This is a genomic window from Buchnera aphidicola (Kurisakia onigurumii) (genome assembly GCF_039394605.1).
In the GTDB taxonomy this organism is placed as follows: domain Bacteria; phylum Pseudomonadota; class Gammaproteobacteria; order Enterobacterales; family Enterobacteriaceae; genus Buchnera_I; species Buchnera_I aphidicola_B.
On the sequence record NZ_CP135033.1, the window covers coordinates 310,763 to 330,156 of the forward strand.

Genomic DNA, 19,394 nt, shown 5'->3' on the forward strand with positions numbered 1-19,394 from the left:
ATACAAGTATTTATATATTATTTTTTAACATTAAATTTTTTTTATTTTTTTTTAATAAAATTAATTTTTCTTTTTCTTTTTTTATTACGATTAATGGAGCTTTATTTAAAAAATTTTTATTTAATAAATTTAATTCAATACAATTAATTTTTTTTTGTATTTTTTTGATTTTAATATCTAATTCTTCACTAGAATAATTATTCTTACATTTATCAAATAAAATAAAAATTTCTATTTCATTATCAATTATATTGCTACTATAATGTAAATTATTTATATTTTTATCAAATAAAATTATTTTTTTAATAAAAGCTATTTTTTGAAAATATTTTTTTCTTTTAGATAAAATTTTTTTTATATTATTATTATTACTTTTATAATATAAAGTGATTAACTTACGATAACTAATATTACATTGAGAACGTAAATTTCTTAAAGATTTAATAATTTTTTTAAACCAATACATATCTTGTAATATTTTTGTATCTAAAAAAAATTTTTTATATACAGGAAATTTTTCTAACATAATTGTATGATAAGTTATTTTTTTTAAATTTTTTACTTTTTCCCAAATACTTTCAGTAATAAAAGGAATAATAGGATGAGATAAACAAAGTATGTTTTCTAGTACATAAATCATACAATCTCGAGTTGATTGTAATTTATTTTCAGAATAAATTAATGTAGATAATTTTACCAATTCTAAATACCAATCACAAAATTTATTTTTAATAAAATCAAAAATTAACATAACTATGTTATCAAATCTAAATATATCTATTTCTATTTTAAATTTTTTTATTAATTCATTTAATTCTATTAAAATCCAATGATCAAAAAAATATAATTTCTTTGGAATAAATTTTTTTGATATTTTTTTATTTTGATTATATAAAATAATAAATCGACTTGCATTCCAAATTTTATTACAAAAATTTCTATAGCTTTTTAATCGGTTCATATCCCATATAATATTACGAGTAGGAGCAGCTAAAGATGCAAATGTTAATCTTAATGCATCAGTTCCATATGATTTAATTCCTTTAGGAAAAGATTTTTTAGTTCTAATAACTATATCGTGTACTAAATCAGTTTTTATCATATTTTTTGTTCTTTTTTTAATAAGATTAGGTAAACTTATTCCATCAATCATATCAATAGGATCAATTACATTTCCTTTAGATTTAGACATTTTTTGACCTAATTCATCTCTTATTAATCCTGTGATATAAATTTTTTTAAAAGGAATTTGAGAATTTTTTTTAGTATCTTTAATCAAATAAAGAGTAAGCATAATCATTCGTGCAATCCAAAAAAATATGATATCAAATCCACTTACTAAAATATTACTAGGATGAAAAATATGTACTAAATTATTTTTGTTTGGCCAACCTAAAGTAGAAAAAGTCCATAAAGAAGAAGAAAACCATGTATCCAGTACATCTTTTTCTTGTTTTAAATAAACTGTATCAGAAATATTATATTTATTTCGAACTGTTAATTCATTTTTTCCAACATAAATATTTTTTTCTTTATCATACCAAATTGGAATTCTATGACCCCAAATTACTTGTCTGGAAATACACCAATCTTGTATATTATTCATCCAAGAATAATATAATTTTTTGTATTTTTTAGGAAAAAATAAGATTTTTTTTGTTTTTACGACATGAATTGCTTTCTTAGCTAATTTTTTAGTTTTTACATACCATTGAGATGTTAAAATAGGTTCTATAATAGCATTACTTCGATCTCCGTATGGAATCATAGTTTCTATTTTTTTTACATTTTCTAATAAATTTATTTTTTTTAAAATTTTTAATATTTTATTTCTAGCTTCTTTTTTTTCTAACTTTTGTAAAAAAATTGGAACACAGTTGTTATATTCAGTAGATTTTATTCCATTAAAATCATATATGTCTAATTTTTTTTTAATTTTTAAATTAAACGTAAAAATATTAATCATCGGTAATTTATGTCTAATTCCAATAGAATAATCATTAAAATCATGACCAGGAGTAACTTTTACACAACCTGTTCCTTTTTTAATATCCACATATTTATCGAAAATAATAGGAATAGATCGATTAACAATAGGAACAATAACTTTTTTACCTATCATATTTTTGTATCTAGAATCATCAGGATGTATTGCAATAGCTGTATCACCTAATAACGTTTCTGGACGTGTAGTTGCAATAGTAATATATTTTTTTTGATTATTTATTTTTTCTGATTTATTGTTATTTTCTATTTCATATTTTATATACCAAATATTTATAGAAGCATTATGCATATCTACTTCTAAATCAGATATTACACTGTTTAATTTAGAATCCCAATTTGATAATCTTTTACCTTTATAAATTAAATTGTTATTATATAAAATAATAAATGCTTTATTTACTGCATTCGAAATTTTTGGATCTAATGTAAAACAATTTGAATTCCAATCTACAGAACTTCCTAATCTTCTAATTTGTTTAAAAATAGTTTTTTCTTTTTTTTCTTTCCATTCCCATATTTTTTTTAAAAAATATTTTTTTGTATGAGATATATTATATATTTTTTTTTCTTTTAATAATTTTTTTTCTACTAATATTTGAGTAGCTATTCCAGCATGATCTGTACCCATTTGCCATAATGTATTTTTTCCTTTCATTCTATTATAACGAATTAAAATATCAATGATAGTATATTGAAAAGCATGTCCCATATGTAAACCTCCAGTAATATTAGGAGGTGGAATAACCATATAAAAACTTTTTTTATTAGAATTTTTTTCCGGAGAAAAATAATTATTTTTTTCCCAAAAAGAATAAATTGACTGTTCTATTGTATTCGGTATATAAACTTTATCCATTTTTATATTCTTTATATAGTTAAAACTAGTTATTGAAATTTATATTTCATATTAAAAAATTTATAAAATAATAATAAAATTTTATACATATTAAATTGATAAAAATATTTTTTTTAAAATATTTTATTTTTTTAAAAAAAATAAAATTTTTAAAATATTAAATCAATTTTTTATAAATATTTTATGATTATTAAGTAAAATTTAAATATTAATAATTTTTACTAAAATTAATATAAAATATATAAAAAATATAATTTATAAAATGAAAATAGTAATCTTTATAAAAATTAATTATTTTATTTTAAATAAAAATATTATTTTCAAAAAAATAATCTTAATAACATATAAATTTATATTTTTTTTATAAAATTTAATATTTTTAAATAAATATATTGATATAAAAGTTATTTTTTTTATATTTTTTTTATATATATTTTTTTGTAAATGTATCAATATTCTGTTATTAATGTTTTTTTAATTCTCTATTGTATAAATATTTTTTATTTTTTAAAATTTTTTATATTTAATAGAAATGCACCTTGGAAGTAAAAAAATTAAGAAGTAATATTTGATAAAATTTTATTTTTAATGATCTATTTAATATTATATGTTTATTTATATATATAAAATAATAAAAAAATAAAAATTTTTGATATAAATAATTTTATTAATTAAATTTTTATTATTTTTACAAATATTAATAGTTATAAAATTATTTTAAAATAATTATTACAGACAATAAAATTTTTTTATATTTTTATTATATATTAAATATATTGTTAAATAAAAATATATTTTTTAAATAAATTATAATAAATTTTTAATCATTAAATAAAAAATAAATTAATTATATTAATATAAAAATATTTATAAAAAATTTTTTTATAAAAAATATTTTAATATTTTTTTTTAATATTTTTTAAAAAAATATTAATTAAAAATTTTATTTTACTAATATAAATTAAGAAGGTATTAATGCAAAGCTTATATAAAAAAAATTTTTTAAAATTTTCTGATTTTACAAAATTAGAAATAGAAAAAATATTAAATTTTTCTATATTTTTAAAAAACAAAAAAAATAAAAATAAAGAAATTCAATATTTAAAAAATAAAAACATATTATTAATATTTGAAAAAGAATCTACTAGAACTAGATGTTCTTTTGAAGTAGCAGCATCAGATCAAGGTGCATATACCAGTTTAATTCAACCAGGTGATTCTCATATTAATGATAAAGAATCTATACAAGATTCCATATATTTTTTTAATAGAATTTATGATGGAATACAATATAGAGGAAAAAATCATGAAACAGTTGAATTAATGTCAAAATATTCTCAAATTCCAATTTGGAATGGACTAACTGAAACGTTTCATCCGACACAATTATTAGCAGATTTATTAACAATAAAAGAATATACTAAAAATAAAGAATGGAATGAGATCACATGCGCTTATATTGGAGATGCTAAAAATAATATATGTAATACATTATTAGATGCAGCAGGAGTAATAAATTTTAATTTAAATATTATATCACCAAAAAATCTATCTCCTAATGAAAAAATGTTAAAAATATGTAAAAAAAAATCTAATAAAATTAATGGAAAAATATTGTGTACTCATGAAATACAAGAAGGAATTCATAATGCAGATTTTATATATACTGATGTATGGGTTTCTATGAATACTCCAGTAATAGAATGGAAAAATAGAATTAATTTATTAAAAAAATATCAAATAAATAAAAAAAATTTATCTTGTGCAAAAAAAGAGGTTAAAATTATGCATTGTCTACCTTCTTTGCATGATATGAACACAAATATTGGAAAAAAGATAATAAAAGAAAATAATTTATATGGTGGAATAGAAATTACAGATGAAATTTTCCAAAAAAATAAAAAAATTATTTTTGATCAAGCTGAAAATAGAATGCATACAATTAAATCATTAATAATTTCTACTATAAAAAAAATTAAAATAATAAAAAAAAAATTAAAAATACAATATTTAGAAATTATATAAATTTTATGAACAATAAGAGAAATATTATTTATGTCAAAAATTATTATTAAAACAAAAAAATCCCCTATACCTATAGGACCTTATAGTCAAGGTGTTCAAAAAAATAACTTTATTTTTATTTCTGGTCAGATTCCGATACAAAACGAATCAAATTATATACCTGATGATATTAAGGATCAAACTAAATTAGTTTTACTATATATTGAAAATATTTTAAATAAAGCTAAACTAAAAGTTCATAATATAGTTAAAACAACTATTTTTGTTTCTAATTTAAATGATTTTAAAAATATCAACAAAATATATAAAAATTTTTTTGACAAAAAAAAATGTACATATCCTGCTCGTTCATGTGTAGAAGTTAGTAGATTACCTAAAGAAGTAAAAATAGAAATTGAAGCAATTGCAATAAAATAATAAAAAATTTTTATATAAAATATGCCACATTGTGGCATAAATAAAATTTTTTATACTATTTATTAAATATTTTTTATATATAAAAATTATTTTTTTTTCATAATACGACGATTTTTAAAAAATTTTTTATCAGAAAATTTTCTAAAACTATTATTTTTATTATTAAACTTTCTAATATTTTTTAATTGAAAATTAGGCAATAATTTCATATATATAAATTTATTAAAAATACGAGTACGACTACATCTATTCAATATTTCTTTTGATATTCCTTTAGGAAGTTCAATTGTAGAATATGAGGATAACAATCTTATATTACCTATCTGTTTACTAGGTATTTTTCCTTCATTTGCTATTGCTCCAACTATATGTCTTACTTCAATACCGTCATCTTTTCCAAGATCAATTCTATAAATGTCAATTGATTCCAAATTTTTTTTATTTTTTCTAAAATTGTTTTTATTATTTTTTTCAAATTTGTTATTCCATTCTTTTTTTTTAAAATCCTGATAAGGTCTTCTTTGAACATCAGGAGGAACAATTAAAACTCGTTCTCCTTGTGCTATTTTTAATAATGCTGCTGATAAATTTATTAAATTCATTTCTTCTTTAATAGGATAAATTTTTGGTAATAAATTTTTATATTTTTCTAAATCTGAACTTTTTAAATATAAATTAATTTTTTCAGAAAAATTTTTTATTCTTTTAGATTCCAATAATTTACTAGAAGGTAATTGAATTTCAGAAATATTCAGTTTCATTATTCTTTCTATATTCCTTAATAAACGACGTTCTCTATTTTCTACAAATAAAATAGCTTTTCCTGTTCTTCCAGCTCTTCCTGTTCTTCCTATTCTATGAACATAAGATTCAGCATCCATAGGAATATCATAGTTTATTACTAAACTAATTCTATCTACGTCTAAACCTCTAGCAGCAACATCCGTAGCTATTAAAATATCTAATTTACCATTTTTTAATCTTTCTAATGTTTTTTCTCTTAGTGATTGATTCATATCTCCATTTAAAGCAGCGCTATTATATCCATTTTTTTCTAAAATATCGGAAACTTCCAATGTAGAATTTTTAGTTCTAACAAAAATAATAGTTGCAGAAAATTCTTCTGTTTCTAAAAAACGAATTAATGCTTCAGTTTTTTTTCCATATACAATCCAAAAACTTTGTTGAATATCTGGTCTGTTTTTTATATTGGAATGAATTTTAATTTCTTTTGGTTTATTCATATATTTTCGAGATATTCTACAAATAGCTTCTGGCATCGTTGCAGAAAAAAGAGCAGTTTGTCTTTCTTTTGGTATTTTTGAAATAATAGTTTCTACATCTTCTATAAAACCCATTCGAAGCATTTCATCAGCTTCATCTAAAACTAAAGATTTAATATAAGATAAATCTAAAGTACCTCTTTTTAAATGATCTAATAATCTTCCTGGAGTTCCAACTATAATTTGAGGGCCTGTTCGTAAAGATTTTAATTGTAAATCATATCTTTGACCTCCGTATAAAGCTAATACATGAATTCCTTTTACATATTTTGAAAATGATATAAATGCTTCAGATACTTGTATTGCTAACTCTCTAGTAGGAGTTAATACTAATATTTGAGGTTTTTTTAAATTAATTTTAATATTATTTAATAAAGGTAAAGCAAATGCTGCTGTTTTTCCACTTCCTGTTTGTGCCATTCCTAATATATCTCGTTTTTTCAATAAATATGGAATACATTCTTTTTGAATAGGAGATGGTTTAACATAACCCATTTCACTTAATGCACGAATTATATTGGCATTTAAACCAAGAAGTAAAAATGTAGTTTCAGAATCAATCATGTAGTACAAAAGCCTCTTAAAGTTACAAAGGCCAGTCTACATAACCCATTATGATAATATTTTTTTATTTTCATTGAAATAATGTGAACTGGCTTATAGAATAAGTATAATTATCTTGTAAAAAAATAGAAAAATACTAAAAATATTAATTTTTTATTAAAAAAATAAATATTTTTATTTACAATAAATAATTATGAAAATGTGTATGTTGTAATATCTATGAATTGAATATATATTTTTAATATCTATATAAAATATATATTAATTTTTTATAAAAATTTATTTATAATTATAACATTAATTTTATTTTATTTATTATTATTTTAATATTATTAACATAAATAACTAATTTTATTAAAAATTGTTTATAAATAAATTATATTTAAACAATTTTGTTGATAAAAATACGTTAAAACGTATTTTTTGCTTCTTTAATACTCAATCTCAATCTTCCTTGTCTATCTAATTCTAATACTTTTACTAAAACAGATTGTCCTATGTGTAAATGATCAGTAACTTTTTCTACTCTTTTTTCAGCTATTTGAGATATATGAACAAGTCCTTCTTTTCCTATTCCAATTAAAATAAAAGCACCAAAATCAACTATACGAGTAACTTTTCCTGTATAAATTTTTCCTATTTCAATTTCTGCTGTAATTTCTCTTATTCTTTTAATTGCATTTTTTGCTTTTTCTTCAATAGATGCAGAAATTTTTATGGTTCCATCATCTTCAATTTCAATTATAGTACCAGTTTCTTCCGTCAACATTCTAATAGTTGACCCTCCTTTTCCAATAACATCCTTTATTTTTTCTGGATTAATTTTAATAGTATGCATTCGAGGAGCGAATTCTGAAATTTTACTTCTAGGAACGCTTAATGCTTTTTGCATAATATTTAATATATGCAATCTAGCACCTTTAGCTTGATGTAAAGCAATTTGTATAATATTGTTGGTTACACCTTCAATTTTCATATCCATTTGTAAAGATGTAATACCAGAAGATGTGCCAGCTACTTTAAAATCCATATCTCCTAAATGATCTTCTTCTCCTAAAATATCTGATAAAACAACAAATTTTTCTTTTTCTTTTACTAATCCCATAGCAATTCCAGCAATTGATGATTTTATAGGAACTCCAGAATCCATTAAAGCAAGAGATGCTCCACAAACAGAAGCCATAGATGAAGATCCATTTGATTCTGTAATTTCAGATACAATTCGAACAGTATAAGGAAATTCTTCACTGTTAGGCATAACTGCTAATAGACTTCTTTTAGCTAATCTTCCATGACCTATTTCACGTCTTTTTGGAGATCCTACAATTCCAATTTCTCCAACAGAATAAGGAGGAAAATTGTAATGGAATAAAAAATTATCTGTTCTATCACCTAATAACTCATCTAAATTTTGAGCATCTCTAGAAGTACCTAAAGTAACAGCCACTAATGCCTGTGTTTCTCCTCTCGTGAATAATGCAGAACCATGTGTTCTTGGTAAAATACCTGTTCGAACATCTAATTCTCTTACCATATCTTTTTCTCTTCCATCAATTCTAGGTTCACCTTTCAAAATACGATCTCGTACTATTTTTCTTTCTATTTTATGAAAAATATCTTCAATTTCAAAAATACTATATAATTCATTCTCAATATTTAAATGAGTAATAATTTCTTCTTTAATTTCATTAATTTGAGTATTACGATCAATTTTATTAGTTATACTATAAGCGTTGATGATTCTATTTTTACAATTCTCCAATATTTTATCATACAAAATTATATTTTTTGTAAATGGATGGTATTCAAATGGTTTTTTAATTACTTCTGTAGAAAACAAAAAAATGTTATGAATTAAACTTTGTTGTTGATCATGACCAAAAATAATACCATTTAACATTTCTAATTCAGTTAATATATTTGCTTCTGCTTCAACCATCAATACTGCATTTTTTGTTCCAGAGACAATTAAATCCAATTTACTGTCTTTCATAGAATCAACAGGTGGATTTAAAACATATTTATCTTTAATATAACCTACACGAGATACTCCTATAGGTCCTCTAAAAGGTAATCCTGAAATACTTAATGCAGCTGAAACTCCTATTAATGATACAACATCAGGATTAATTTGAGGATTTACTGAAACCACCGTAGCTACTATTTGTATTTCATGAAAAAAATCATCTGGAAAAAGAGGTCGAATTGGTCTATCGATTAACCGTGCAATTAAAATTTCATTTTCACTAGGTCTTCCTTCTCTACGAAAAAAGCTACCTGGTATTCTTCCAGCAGCATATGTTCTTTCTTGATAATTTACAGTAAGGGGGAAAAATTTTTTTTCTGTTATATTTTCAAGTTTTTTTTGTACTACAACTGTTACAAACACTGCTGTGTCATCCATACTTACCATCACAGCAGAAGTTGCTTGTCTAGCCATTACTCCTGTTTCTAAAGTAATGTTATGATTTCCATATTTAAATTTATGTACAATGGGATTTAACAAAACAATATCCTTAATATAACTTTTATATATTTATATCGTAACTACGTGTAAAAAATTAAATTTTTAAAATATTAATTTTTATATATTAAACAACAAACATTATTCTATAAAAAATACTAATGTCGTAATTTTAATTTTTTTAAAATATGAGAATATTGTAATAAATTTTTGTTTTTTAAATAATTTAATAGTTTTCTTCTTTTAGAAACCATTTTTAAAAGACCCATACGACTTCCGAAATCTTTTTTATGTATCAAAAAATGTTTTTGCAAAATATTTATTTTATTTGTCAACAATGCTATTTGTACCGTAGTTTTTCCTGAATTTTTTTTGTTTTTACCAAATTGTAAAATAATTGTTTTTTTGTCTAATAGATGAATATTCATTTTTTTCCTATTGTATTTTTTACAAATGAATTAAAAATTAATTTTTTATTCTAAAAATTAATTAAATATATACATATATATTTTTATGTTATAGTTTAATATAATTATGTTATATTTTTAATATAAAATATTATCATTAAATATAATGAATAAATTAATAAAAATACAATATTTATAAAAAAAAATAACTTTTAATTTATATTAATATTAAAATATTATATAATTTATTTTTTTAAATTTTATGCATAATGAATATATGAATATAAAAAATTTAATTTTTTTTATATTCATAAATATAATGTGAAAAAATATATAAAATATTTTTACTTTATTCATTAATAGCATTGTCAATTATTTTAGATATTTTATATCCTTTAAAAAAGGAATCATCATAATAAAAACTTAAAAATGGAATTATTCGCATATTAAGACGTTTTGAAATTAAAAAACGAATGTATCCTGATGCATTTTTTAATATTTTTAATATTTCTTTAATTTTTTTTTTATCTTCATATTCGTTTATATTATCTTGAATAAAAGTAACAAATACTTTAGCATATGAAAGATCTTTAGATACATCAATTTCAGAAATAGTAATTAAACAATCAAGTCTTGGATCACGAATAGATTGTTTCAGAATACAGGAAATTTCTTTTTTTAATTCATTAGAAACACGAAAAGATCTATTGCCTTGCATAATATTTTCTTAATTTTTTACAGTAATTTTTATAATATTGTGTTTGAAATATTACAATGTTTATTTTTCAAATTATGTTTGTTTTATTTCTTGTGTTTCAAATACTTCTATTTTATCACCTATACATACATCTTGATAATTTTTTATGCCAATACCGCATTCCATATTACTTCGTATTTCAGAAACATCCTCTTTAAATCTACGAAGTGATTCTAATTCTCCTTCATAAATAATAATTTCATCCCTTAATACTCTAACTGATTTATTTCTTTTTATAACACCTTCAGTAACCATACAACCTGCAATTACATCAAATTTTGGAGATTTAAATACATTTCTAACTTCTGCTATACCAATTATTTCTTTTTTATATTCAGGAGACAGCATACCTTTCATTGCAAGTTTTATTTCATTTAATAAAGTATATATTACAGAATAATATCTTAAATCCAAATTTTCAGATTTAATAATTTTTTTTGCTAAATAATTTGCTTTTACATTAAATCCTATCAAAATAGTATTAGAAGCAATCGCTAAATACGCATCTGTTTCTGTAATTTCTCCTACTCCAGAACCAATAATATTAATTTTAATTTCTTTTGTAGAAAGACTTATTAAAGATTCTATGATTGCTTCTAACGTTCCTTGTACATCTGTTTTTAATACAATATTTAATTCTGAATTTAAACTTTTTTTCATATTATGAAATAAATTATCTAAATTAATTTTTTTTTCTTTATAAAATTTTTTATCTCGCATATTTTGAATTCTATACAATGCAACTTCTCGAGCTTTTTTTTCATTATGCACGACAGTAATTTCAGATCCTACTATAGGTAATCCAGATAATCCTAAAATTTCTATTGGAATAGATGGACCTGATTTTTGAATAATTTTTCCTTGTTCAGTACGAATAGAACGTATTTTACCATAAACACATCCAGATAAAACAATATCTCCTTTTTTTATCATTCCTTCTTGAATTAATACAGTTGCAACAAAACCTTTTCCTTTATCTAAATAGGATTCAATCACTACCCCTTTAGCCATTCCAGAAAATACAGACTTTAGTTCTAATATTTCAGATTGTAAAAGAATAATATCTAATAATTTATCAATTCCTTTACCAGTTTTTGCAGATATAGGAACAAAAATATTTTCACCTCCTAATTCTTCTGAAATAATACCGTAATTAATTAAAGAATTTTTTATTTTTTCTATATCTATATTTATTTTATCTATTTTATTAATCGCAATAATTATAGGTACTTTTGCTGCTTTAGCATGTTGAATTGCTTCTATGGTTTGTGGTTTAACTCCATCATCTGCAGCAACTACTAAAATTACTATGTCAGTAATTTTAGCTCCTCTAGATCTCATAGATGTAAAAGCTGCATGACCAGGTGTATCTAGAAATGTAATTTTTTTACCATCTTTTTTTATATGATAAGCTCCTATATGTTGTGTAATACCACCTGATTCTTCAGATGCTATTTTTGTAGATCTAATAAAATCCAAAAGTGATGTTTTACCATGATCTACATGTCCCATAATTGTTACAATAGGAGATCTTTTTTCTAATTTTTTATCTCCTAAAAAACGATTTTTCATTAAATCATTTTCTAAATGATTTTTATTATATAAAGTTACTTTATGACCCATCTCTTCCGAAACGATTTGTGCTGTTTCTTGATCTATTACTTGATTTATTGTTGCAGAAACTCCTAAATTAAGTAACTTTTTAATCAATTCATTACTTTTTACAGCCATTTTATTAGCCAAATCGCTGACTGTAATAGACTTTCCTATTATTATATCTCTATTAATAGATTGAACAGGTTTATTGAAATTTTGTTGAATAGAATACATATTCTTACTTTGTATTTTATTTTTTTGTGTCATATGAATATTTTTTGTATTTTTTTTTCTATTAATATAATTTTTTTGATTATTTTTATTTTTGTTAATATCAAAAACAATATATTTTTTTTGATTATTTAAAGAATTATTATTAAAATTTTTATTTTTATAACTTTTTATATTTATTTTTTTATCTTGTTTTTTATTTTTTTCTTTAAAAGGAATATTAATGTCCGTTTTATCTTTAAAATTTAATTTATTAATAGATATTTTTTTTTTATTTTCATGTATTGGAATATTTTTAAAAGATTCAAAATTAAATATTTCTTTATTTTTGTTTTTAGAAAATATTGTTTTTTTATTAATTTTTTTATTATTTTTTTTCACAGAATCTATTTTTTTATTTAATATAGAATTATTTATTGATTTATTATTTAAACTGTTATTGTTATTGTTATTTTTTAATAATTTATTATTTTGAATTATTTTATTTTTTTTAATATTGTTTTTAACATTTTTTAAATTATTTTGTGTATTATTTTTTAATTTTGATAAATTTTGAATATTATTTGTATTGTTTTTTGCAAATATTTTTTTATTTTTAATTTTTAAATACGTTTTTCTTTTTCGAGTTTCAATTGAAACAGTTTTATTTTTTCCACTAGATCCTATGACTTTTAAAGTACTTTTTACCTTTCTTTGCAATGTCAATACTTTTACATGTTTTCTTTTTTTTTTTATTTTTTCTAAAACCAATTCTCTTTCTTGTTGACTAACTATATCTTTTTCTGTTTTTAATATTCCAAAATAAGAAAAATTTTTTATTAATTCTGTAATAGATATATTTAATTCAGAAGCTAAATCTGATATTTTTACATCTTTCATCAAATACTTTTCCTTTTTATTGAGAATTTTTACTAAACCAACAAATATTACGGGCTTGCATAATTATTTCTCCTGCTTGTTCAGAGGATAAATATTTAATATCAATCAAATCATCTATTCCTTGCTCTGCTAAATCTTCTAAAGTAAATATTTTTTTTTTAACTAATGCAAAGCCTATTTCATGATTTATAAGATTTATTTTTAACAATTCTTTAATAGGTTCTTCTTTTTTTAGTAATTCCTGTTTTTTAAAATTTAATAATGAAATTCCTTTTTTTGCTAAAGATCTAATTTGTAAATATTTTTCTTTATCAAATAAATTAGATTCTAATAATTCATTCATAGGAACATAAGCTAACTCTTCTAAAGAAGAAAAACCTGCATTGACTAAATTTAAAGCCAAATCATCATCAATATTTAAGTATTTTTTAAAACAACTAACTGATGAATTAATTTCTTTTTGATGTTTTAAATTTAATTCTTCAATTGTCATAACGTTTAATTCCCAACCACTTAATTGAGATGCTAATCGTACATTTTGTCCATTTCTACCAATAGCCTGTGCTAAATTAGTTGAATCAACAGAAATATCCATAGAATGTCGATCTTCATCAACAATAATTGAATAAACCTCTGCTGGAGACATAGAATTAATAACAAATTGAGCTGGATTTTCATCCCACAATACTATATCAATACGTTCTCCGCATAATTCACTAGATACAGCTTGTACTCTTGCACCTCTCATTCCAACACAAGCACCCACCGGGTCTATACGATTATCATGCGTTTTTACAGCTATTTTAGCTCTTAATCCTGGATCTCTAGCAGCTGCTTTAATTTCAATTATTTCTTCTCCAATTTCAGGAACTTCTATACGAAATAACTCTATAAGCATTTCAGATTTAGATCGACTAATAAATAATTGTGCCCCTTTTATTTCAGGATATACTGCATATAATATCCCTCTAATTCGATCTCCAGGCCTAAAGTTTTCTCTTGGTAACATATCTTCTCGAATAATTATTCCTTCTGCATTATTTCCTAAGTCTAAAATAATATTGTCGCGACTATTTTTTTTTACTATTCCTGTAATTATTTCCCCTATTCGATTTCTAAATTGATTCACGATCATTAATCGTTCAGCTTCTCTTACTTTTTGTACAATAACTTGTTTAGCTGTTTGAGTAGTAATTCTATTAAATGTAACTGATTCTATTTTATCTTCAACATATTCATTAAGAATTAAAGATGAATTTTCAAATTGAGCTGCTTCTAAAGTAATTTCTTTCGTTGGGTTTAATACTTTATTAACAATTTTCCATCTTCTAAACGTATGAACCATACCATTATTACGATCTATAATTACGCGAACCTCAATATCTTGATCGTATTTTTTTTTAGTAGCTGTAGACAAAGCACTTTCTAATGCTTCAAATATTATTTCTCGAGGTAAAGATTTTTCATTGGAAACTGCTTCTACTACAGATAGAATTTCCTTATTTATCAAATTATCCTCCTTTAATACTATATTTATAAACATTACTTTACATATTAATTATTATAACGAATATATATTTATATAACTAACAAATACTATTATATTTAATGATATAAATAAAAAAGTCAAAAAAAAATAAAAAACCCCGATAATTCCGGGGTTTAAAAATTATTTTTTTTAAATTTCTTTAATTTTATATATAAAAATAATAATATAACATGTAAAAAAAATAAATTATCTATTTTTTATTACCGAGAGCGGGATTTGAACCCGCATGCTTAAACTTCAGCACTACCACCTCAAGGTAGCGTGTTTACCAATTTCACCATCTCGATATAAAAATAATTTTTATATTAAAAAGTTTTTTAGTATTTTATTAATAATAATAAAGATATTTTTATAGAATTTTAATTTATAATATTATTTCCATTATTTTGTATGATAAAATGACATAATAATAGATTTATTATAAAAAATAAAGTAGCAAAAATAATAGTTAAAATACTTATAAATTTATTTTTTATCAAAATAAATCTAAAAAGTTTTAAAGTAGTATTATAACTAGAGGAAAAATTCATGTTAGATTCTTTTCCTGGTTGAATCATAATTAATAAAATTAAAAAAAATGAAACAACCGATAAAACAAATACAAGAAAATTTTTCAATTTTACAAATCCTAATCATAATTATTTAAATGATATTTAAACAAATTTAATACCAAATATATATTACTATTATGTATAGTTATTTTAAATATTAACAAAAATATTATTTCTGTAAACAGAAATAATATTATAAATTAAATTATAATAAAATATATAAATTCAACGTTTATTAAAATATTAAAATTTTTTTTTAATAAAATAGGAGTATTTTTTAAAAAACTCCTATTTTTATACGATATATTTTTTATAAAAATATCTTTTTATAAAAAAATAATATAATTAATAAAATATTTATTTTTTTTCTCTCCTATTAATAGGAATTCTTACTTCTTTGCGATTCATTAAATCATCAATTTGTTTGGAATCAATAGTTTCATATTTTATCAATGCGTCTTTCATAGAATGTAAAATATCTAAATTGTCATTTAAAATTTTTCTTGCTCGATTATAATTTTTTTGTATCAATAATTTTACTTCTTCATCTATTATTTTTGCAGTATTATCTGAAAATTTTTTATTTTTTGAAAAATTATGACTTAAAAAATCTTCTTCATCACTATCTGCATATAGTAAAGGACCTAATTTATCTGAAAAACCCCATTTTGTAATCATATTACGAGCTAATTCAGTAGCAACTTTAATATCATTATAAGATCCAGTAGATACTTTTTCTTTTCCATAAATTATTTCTTCTGCTAAACGACCTCCATATAACGTTGATATTTGACTTTCTAATTTATTTTTACTAATACTTAAAATATCTTCTTTAGGTAAGAAAAAAGTTACACCTAATGCTCTACCTCTTGGTATGATTGTAACTTTATGTGCTGGATCATGATTTGGAACTATTCTTCCTACAATAACATGACCTGCTTCATGATAAGCAGTAGATTCTTTTTGAAAATTACTCATAATCATAGATTTTCTTTCAGAACCCATTAATATTTTATCTTTTGCTTTTTCAAATTCCAACATAGAAATTACATTAAAATTAAATTTAGCTGCAATTAAAGCTGCTTCATTAACTAAATTCGATAAATCTGCACCAGAAAAACCCGGTGTACTCCTCGCTAGAATTGAAGAATCAACATCTTTACTGATAGGAACTTTATTCATATGTAAATCTAATATATCTTTTCTTCCTCTAATATCAGGAAGACCTACAAAAACTTGTCTATCAAATCTTCCGGGTCTTAATAAAGCTGGATCGAGCACATCTGGTCTATTAGTTGCCGCAATTAAAATGATACTTTCATTTTCTTCAAAACCATCCATTTCAACTAGCATTTGATTTAAAGTTTGTTCTCTTTCATCATGACCTCCTCCTAAACCAGAACCTCTTTTTCTACCAACTGCATCTATTTCATCTATAAAAATGATACATGGTGCAGATTTTCTAGATTGTGCAAACATATCTCTCACTCTAGAAGCTCCTATACCCACAAACATTTCTACAAAATCAGATCCAGAAATAGCAAAAAAAGGAACTTTTGCTTCTCCAGCAATCGCTCTTGCTAATAATGTTTTTCCTGTACCAGGAGGTCCTATCATTAGAATTCCTTTAGGTATTTTTCCTCCTAATTTTTGAAAACGTTTTGGTTCTCTAAGATAATCTACTAATTCTCTTACTTCTTCTTTTGCTTCATCACATCCTGCTACATCATTAAATGTAATCTTTATTGAATTTGTAGAAAATTCTTTTGCTTTACTATTTCCAAAAGATAAAGCTCCTTTTCCACCATTTATTTGTATTTTTCTCATGAAAAAAAACCAAAAAAATACCAATACAAACATAGGAAACCAAGATATAATGATAGATGTAAAAATTCCTTTATGTTTAGAAACAAGACCAGTAACTTTAATATTTTTTTTTAAAAGATTATTTAATAGTTTATGATCTTGCATAGGAATATGAGTATAATACCTATTATTATCTTTTTTTATTACGTAAATATTTTTTTTATTAATTTTAACTTCATTAATTTTATTATGTTTTATATCAGATATAAACGATGAGTAATCAATTTGATTATTTTTTATTTTAGAATAGTGATAACTCTGAAAAATAGACATTGATGCAATTACAATTACTAACCAAAAAATTAGGTTTTTAACCATATCATTCAAAAAAAATAACCTCATATTTAATTTTAAAATTAAAAATAAGCAAATAAAATTTTTATTTTTGTAAATTATTTGCAATTATGAAAATTTCATTAGATCGAGAACGTGACGAATTAGGTTTATTAATTTTTACAATTTTAAAAAAATTTTTTATTTTTTTTACTAATTGTGATAATCCTATTCCTTGAAACGATTTAATTATTAAAAAACCTTTTTTATGTAATACTTTTATAGCAATTTTTAATGCTATATTAGATAAATGAATAGATTTAGGAATATCTATAGAAGAAATCCCTGTTAAATTTGGAGACATATCTGACATAACTACATTAATTTGATTCATTTGAAAATATATTAATATTTTGTTTAAAAAATATTTTTTAGTAATATCTCCTTGAAAAAAATGAACTCCAGTAATTGGTTTCATTGGTAATAAATCACATGCTAAAATCTGTTCTGAATTTTTATTTTTTATTTTATCAATAGCATATTGAGACCAACTGCCAGGTGATGAACCTAAATCTAATACATGCATTCCTTTTTTGAAAATAGAATATACTGAATCCAATTCTTTTAATTTAAACCATGCTCTTGATCTTAATTTATTAAGATGACATTTATTAACATACGGATCTTTAAAATGTTCTCTTAACCAACGAGAAGAACTTTTAGAACGATTTTTTTTATTCATATAATTTTTTATTTATATACATTAAAATAAACAAAAATTAATATATTTAAAAAAATTAATAATATTCATAAAATTTTTATTTTTTTTAAATATGTTTAATAGATAAAATCTTAAATTCTATTTCCTTATTTGGAGTTTCAACAATAGCAATATCATTTATTTTTTTTCCTATTAAACCTCTTGCCATAGGTGAATTAATAGAAATTAAATTATTTTTGAAATCAGATTCATGATCTCCTACTATCCTATAAATAAATTTTTTTTTTGTTTCTATATTAATTATTTTTACAGTTACACCAAAAATTACTTTTCCAGAATTAAATATTTTTGTTATATCAATAATATTAGACTTAGATAATACAGATTCAATATGTTGAATACGACCTTCACAGAAAGCTTGTTCTTCTCTAGCGGCATGATATTCTGCATTTTCTTTTAAATCACCATGATTTCTTGCTTCTTTTATAGAAAAAATAATACGAGGTCTAATTACATTTTTAAGTTTTTGTAATTCTTTTCTTAATTTTTCTGCACCTTCTATTGTCATCGGAATTTGATTAATCATAATTATACTCCAAAAATTACCTTATTAAATCTTTTAAATTCTACATCTGTACTAAATAAATTTTATATACCTAAAATCCTTCAAAAAATTTTTTAGTTATAAAAAATATTAATTATTAAAATAATATGAAGTTATAAATTACAAATACAATACTTGTATCATAAATATTTTATGTTAATTTTATTAAATTATAGAAAATTGTATTATTATAAATAAAATAAATTATTGTATTTCAATAAAAAAAATACATTTTGTTGTTAATTATATATTAATTAATGTATATTTTAAAAAAAATAAATAATATAAAATTTACTTGTATAAATACATAATCTAATAAAACTTTTAAAGTTTCAACTTTATTT

Annotated in this window: 13 protein-coding genes and 1 tRNA gene; 2 read left to right on the plus strand and 12 right to left on the minus strand. The window is 21.5% G+C overall.

Annotated elements, in window-relative coordinates:
* Window positions 1-10: 10 nt before the first annotated feature.
* The gene (locus RJU59_RS01380) at window positions 11-2,863 is read right to left on the minus strand and encodes a valine--tRNA ligase (protein WP_343155030.1); all 2,853 of its coding nucleotides are present in this window, start codon (window positions 2,861-2,863) and stop codon (window positions 11-13) included.
* Window positions 2,864-3,838: 975 nt separating this feature from the next.
* Between RJU59_RS01380 and argF the strand changes: the two genes are divergently transcribed.
* On the plus strand, window positions 3,839-4,888 hold the full coding sequence (gene argF / locus RJU59_RS01385) for an ornithine carbamoyltransferase (RefSeq protein ID WP_343155031.1): 1,050 nt from the start codon (window positions 3,839-3,841) through the stop codon (window positions 4,886-4,888).
* A gap of 30 nt (window positions 4,889-4,918) precedes the next feature.
* The gene (locus RJU59_RS01390; RefSeq protein ID WP_343155032.1) at window positions 4,919-5,305 is read left to right on the plus strand and encodes a Rid family detoxifying hydrolase; all 387 of its coding nucleotides are present in this window, start codon (window positions 4,919-4,921) and stop codon (window positions 5,303-5,305) included.
* A gap of 86 nt (window positions 5,306-5,391) precedes the next feature.
* Here RJU59_RS01390 and RJU59_RS01395 read toward each other — a convergent pair whose 3' ends face one another.
* The 11 genes from RJU59_RS01395 to greA all read right to left on the minus strand — a co-directional run bounded on the left by RJU59_RS01395 (window position 5,392) and on the right by greA (window position 19,032).
* Window positions 5,392-7,152, minus strand: a complete 1,761-nt coding sequence (locus RJU59_RS01395) for a DEAD/DEAH box helicase (protein ID WP_343155033.1) — start codon at window positions 7,150-7,152, stop codon at window positions 5,392-5,394.
* A gap of 409 nt (window positions 7,153-7,561) precedes the next feature.
* Window positions 7,562-9,592, minus strand: coding sequence for a polyribonucleotide nucleotidyltransferase (gene pnp, locus RJU59_RS01400; protein ID WP_428994333.1), 2,031 nt, complete (start codon window positions 9,590-9,592; stop codon window positions 7,562-7,564).
* A gap of 182 nt (window positions 9,593-9,774) precedes the next feature.
* Window positions 9,775-10,044: a 30S ribosomal protein S15 gene (gene rpsO / locus RJU59_RS01405; protein ID WP_343155034.1), complete on the minus strand. Its 270-nt coding sequence runs from the start codon at window positions 10,042-10,044 to the stop codon at window positions 9,775-9,777.
* 328 nt (window positions 10,045-10,372) lie between these two features.
* Window positions 10,373-10,741 carry a 30S ribosome-binding factor RbfA gene (rbfA, locus tag RJU59_RS01410; protein WP_343155035.1) on the minus strand — a complete coding sequence of 123 codons (369 nt, stop codon included), beginning with the start codon at window positions 10,739-10,741 and terminating at the stop codon, window positions 10,373-10,375.
* A gap of 72 nt (window positions 10,742-10,813) precedes the next feature.
* Window positions 10,814-13,486 (minus strand): translation initiation factor IF-2, encoded by a 2,673-nt coding sequence (gene infB / locus RJU59_RS01415; RefSeq protein ID WP_343155036.1) that lies wholly within the window; start codon window positions 13,484-13,486, stop codon window positions 10,814-10,816.
* Between the two features lie 16 nt (window positions 13,487-13,502).
* Window positions 13,503-14,993 (minus strand): transcription termination factor NusA, encoded by a 1,491-nt coding sequence (nusA, locus tag RJU59_RS01420; protein WP_343155324.1) that lies wholly within the window; start codon window positions 14,991-14,993, stop codon window positions 13,503-13,505.
* Between the two features lie 243 nt (window positions 14,994-15,236).
* Window positions 15,237-15,322: transfer RNA gene (locus RJU59_RS01425), tRNA-Leu, on the minus strand.
* A 72-nt stretch (window positions 15,323-15,394) separates the two neighbouring features.
* On the minus strand, window positions 15,395-15,652 hold the full coding sequence (secG, locus tag RJU59_RS01430) for a preprotein translocase subunit SecG (RefSeq protein ID WP_343155037.1): 258 nt from the start codon (window positions 15,650-15,652) through the stop codon (window positions 15,395-15,397).
* A 291-nt stretch (window positions 15,653-15,943) separates the two neighbouring features.
* Window positions 15,944-17,779: an ATP-dependent zinc metalloprotease FtsH gene (gene ftsH, locus RJU59_RS01435; RefSeq protein ID WP_343155038.1), complete on the minus strand. Its 1,836-nt coding sequence runs from the start codon at window positions 17,777-17,779 to the stop codon at window positions 15,944-15,946.
* A gap of 52 nt (window positions 17,780-17,831) precedes the next feature.
* Entirely contained in the window at window positions 17,832-18,467 is a 636-nt protein-coding gene (locus RJU59_RS01440; RefSeq protein WP_343155039.1) for an RlmE family RNA methyltransferase, read from the minus strand.
* Between the two features lie 85 nt (window positions 18,468-18,552).
* A complete protein-coding gene (greA, locus tag RJU59_RS01445; RefSeq protein WP_343128441.1) occupies window positions 18,553-19,032 on the minus strand; it encodes a transcription elongation factor GreA in 480 nt (159 codons plus the stop codon).
* Window positions 19,033-19,394 lie beyond the last annotated feature (362 nt).

Bases quoted from the DNA above. Each gene is read 5' to 3' on its own strand.
- RJU59_RS01380 (WP_343155030.1), bottom strand. From the start codon at position 2,863: ATGGATAAAGTTTATATACCGAATACAATAGAACAGTCAATTTATTCT.
- argF (WP_343155031.1), top strand. From the start codon at position 3,839: ATGCAAAGCTTATATAAAAAAAATTTTTTAAAATTTTCTGATTTTACA.
- RJU59_RS01390 (WP_343155032.1), top strand. From the start codon at position 4,919: ATGTCAAAAATTATTATTAAAACAAAAAAATCCCCTATACCTATAGGA.
- RJU59_RS01395 (WP_343155033.1), bottom strand. From the start codon at position 7,152: ATGATTGATTCTGAAACTACATTTTTACTTCTTGGTTTAAATGCCAAT.
- pnp (WP_428994333.1), bottom strand. From the start codon at position 9,592: ATGGCTAGACAAGCAACTTCTGCTGTGATGGTAAGTATGGATGACACA.
- rpsO (WP_343155034.1), bottom strand. From the start codon at position 10,044: ATGAATATTCATCTATTAGACAAAAAAACAATTATTTTACAATTTGGT.
- rbfA (WP_343155035.1), bottom strand. From the start codon at position 10,741: ATGCAAGGCAATAGATCTTTTCGTGTTTCTAATGAATTAAAAAAAGAA.
- infB (WP_343155036.1), bottom strand. From the start codon at position 13,486: ATGAAAGATGTAAAAATATCAGATTTAGCTTCTGAATTAAATATATCT.
- RJU59_RS01440 (WP_343155039.1), bottom strand. From the start codon at position 18,467: ATGAATAAAAAAAATCGTTCTAAAAGTTCTTCTCGTTGGTTAAGAGAA.
- greA (WP_343128441.1), bottom strand. From the start codon at position 19,032: ATGATTAATCAAATTCCGATGACAATAGAAGGTGCAGAAAAATTAAGA.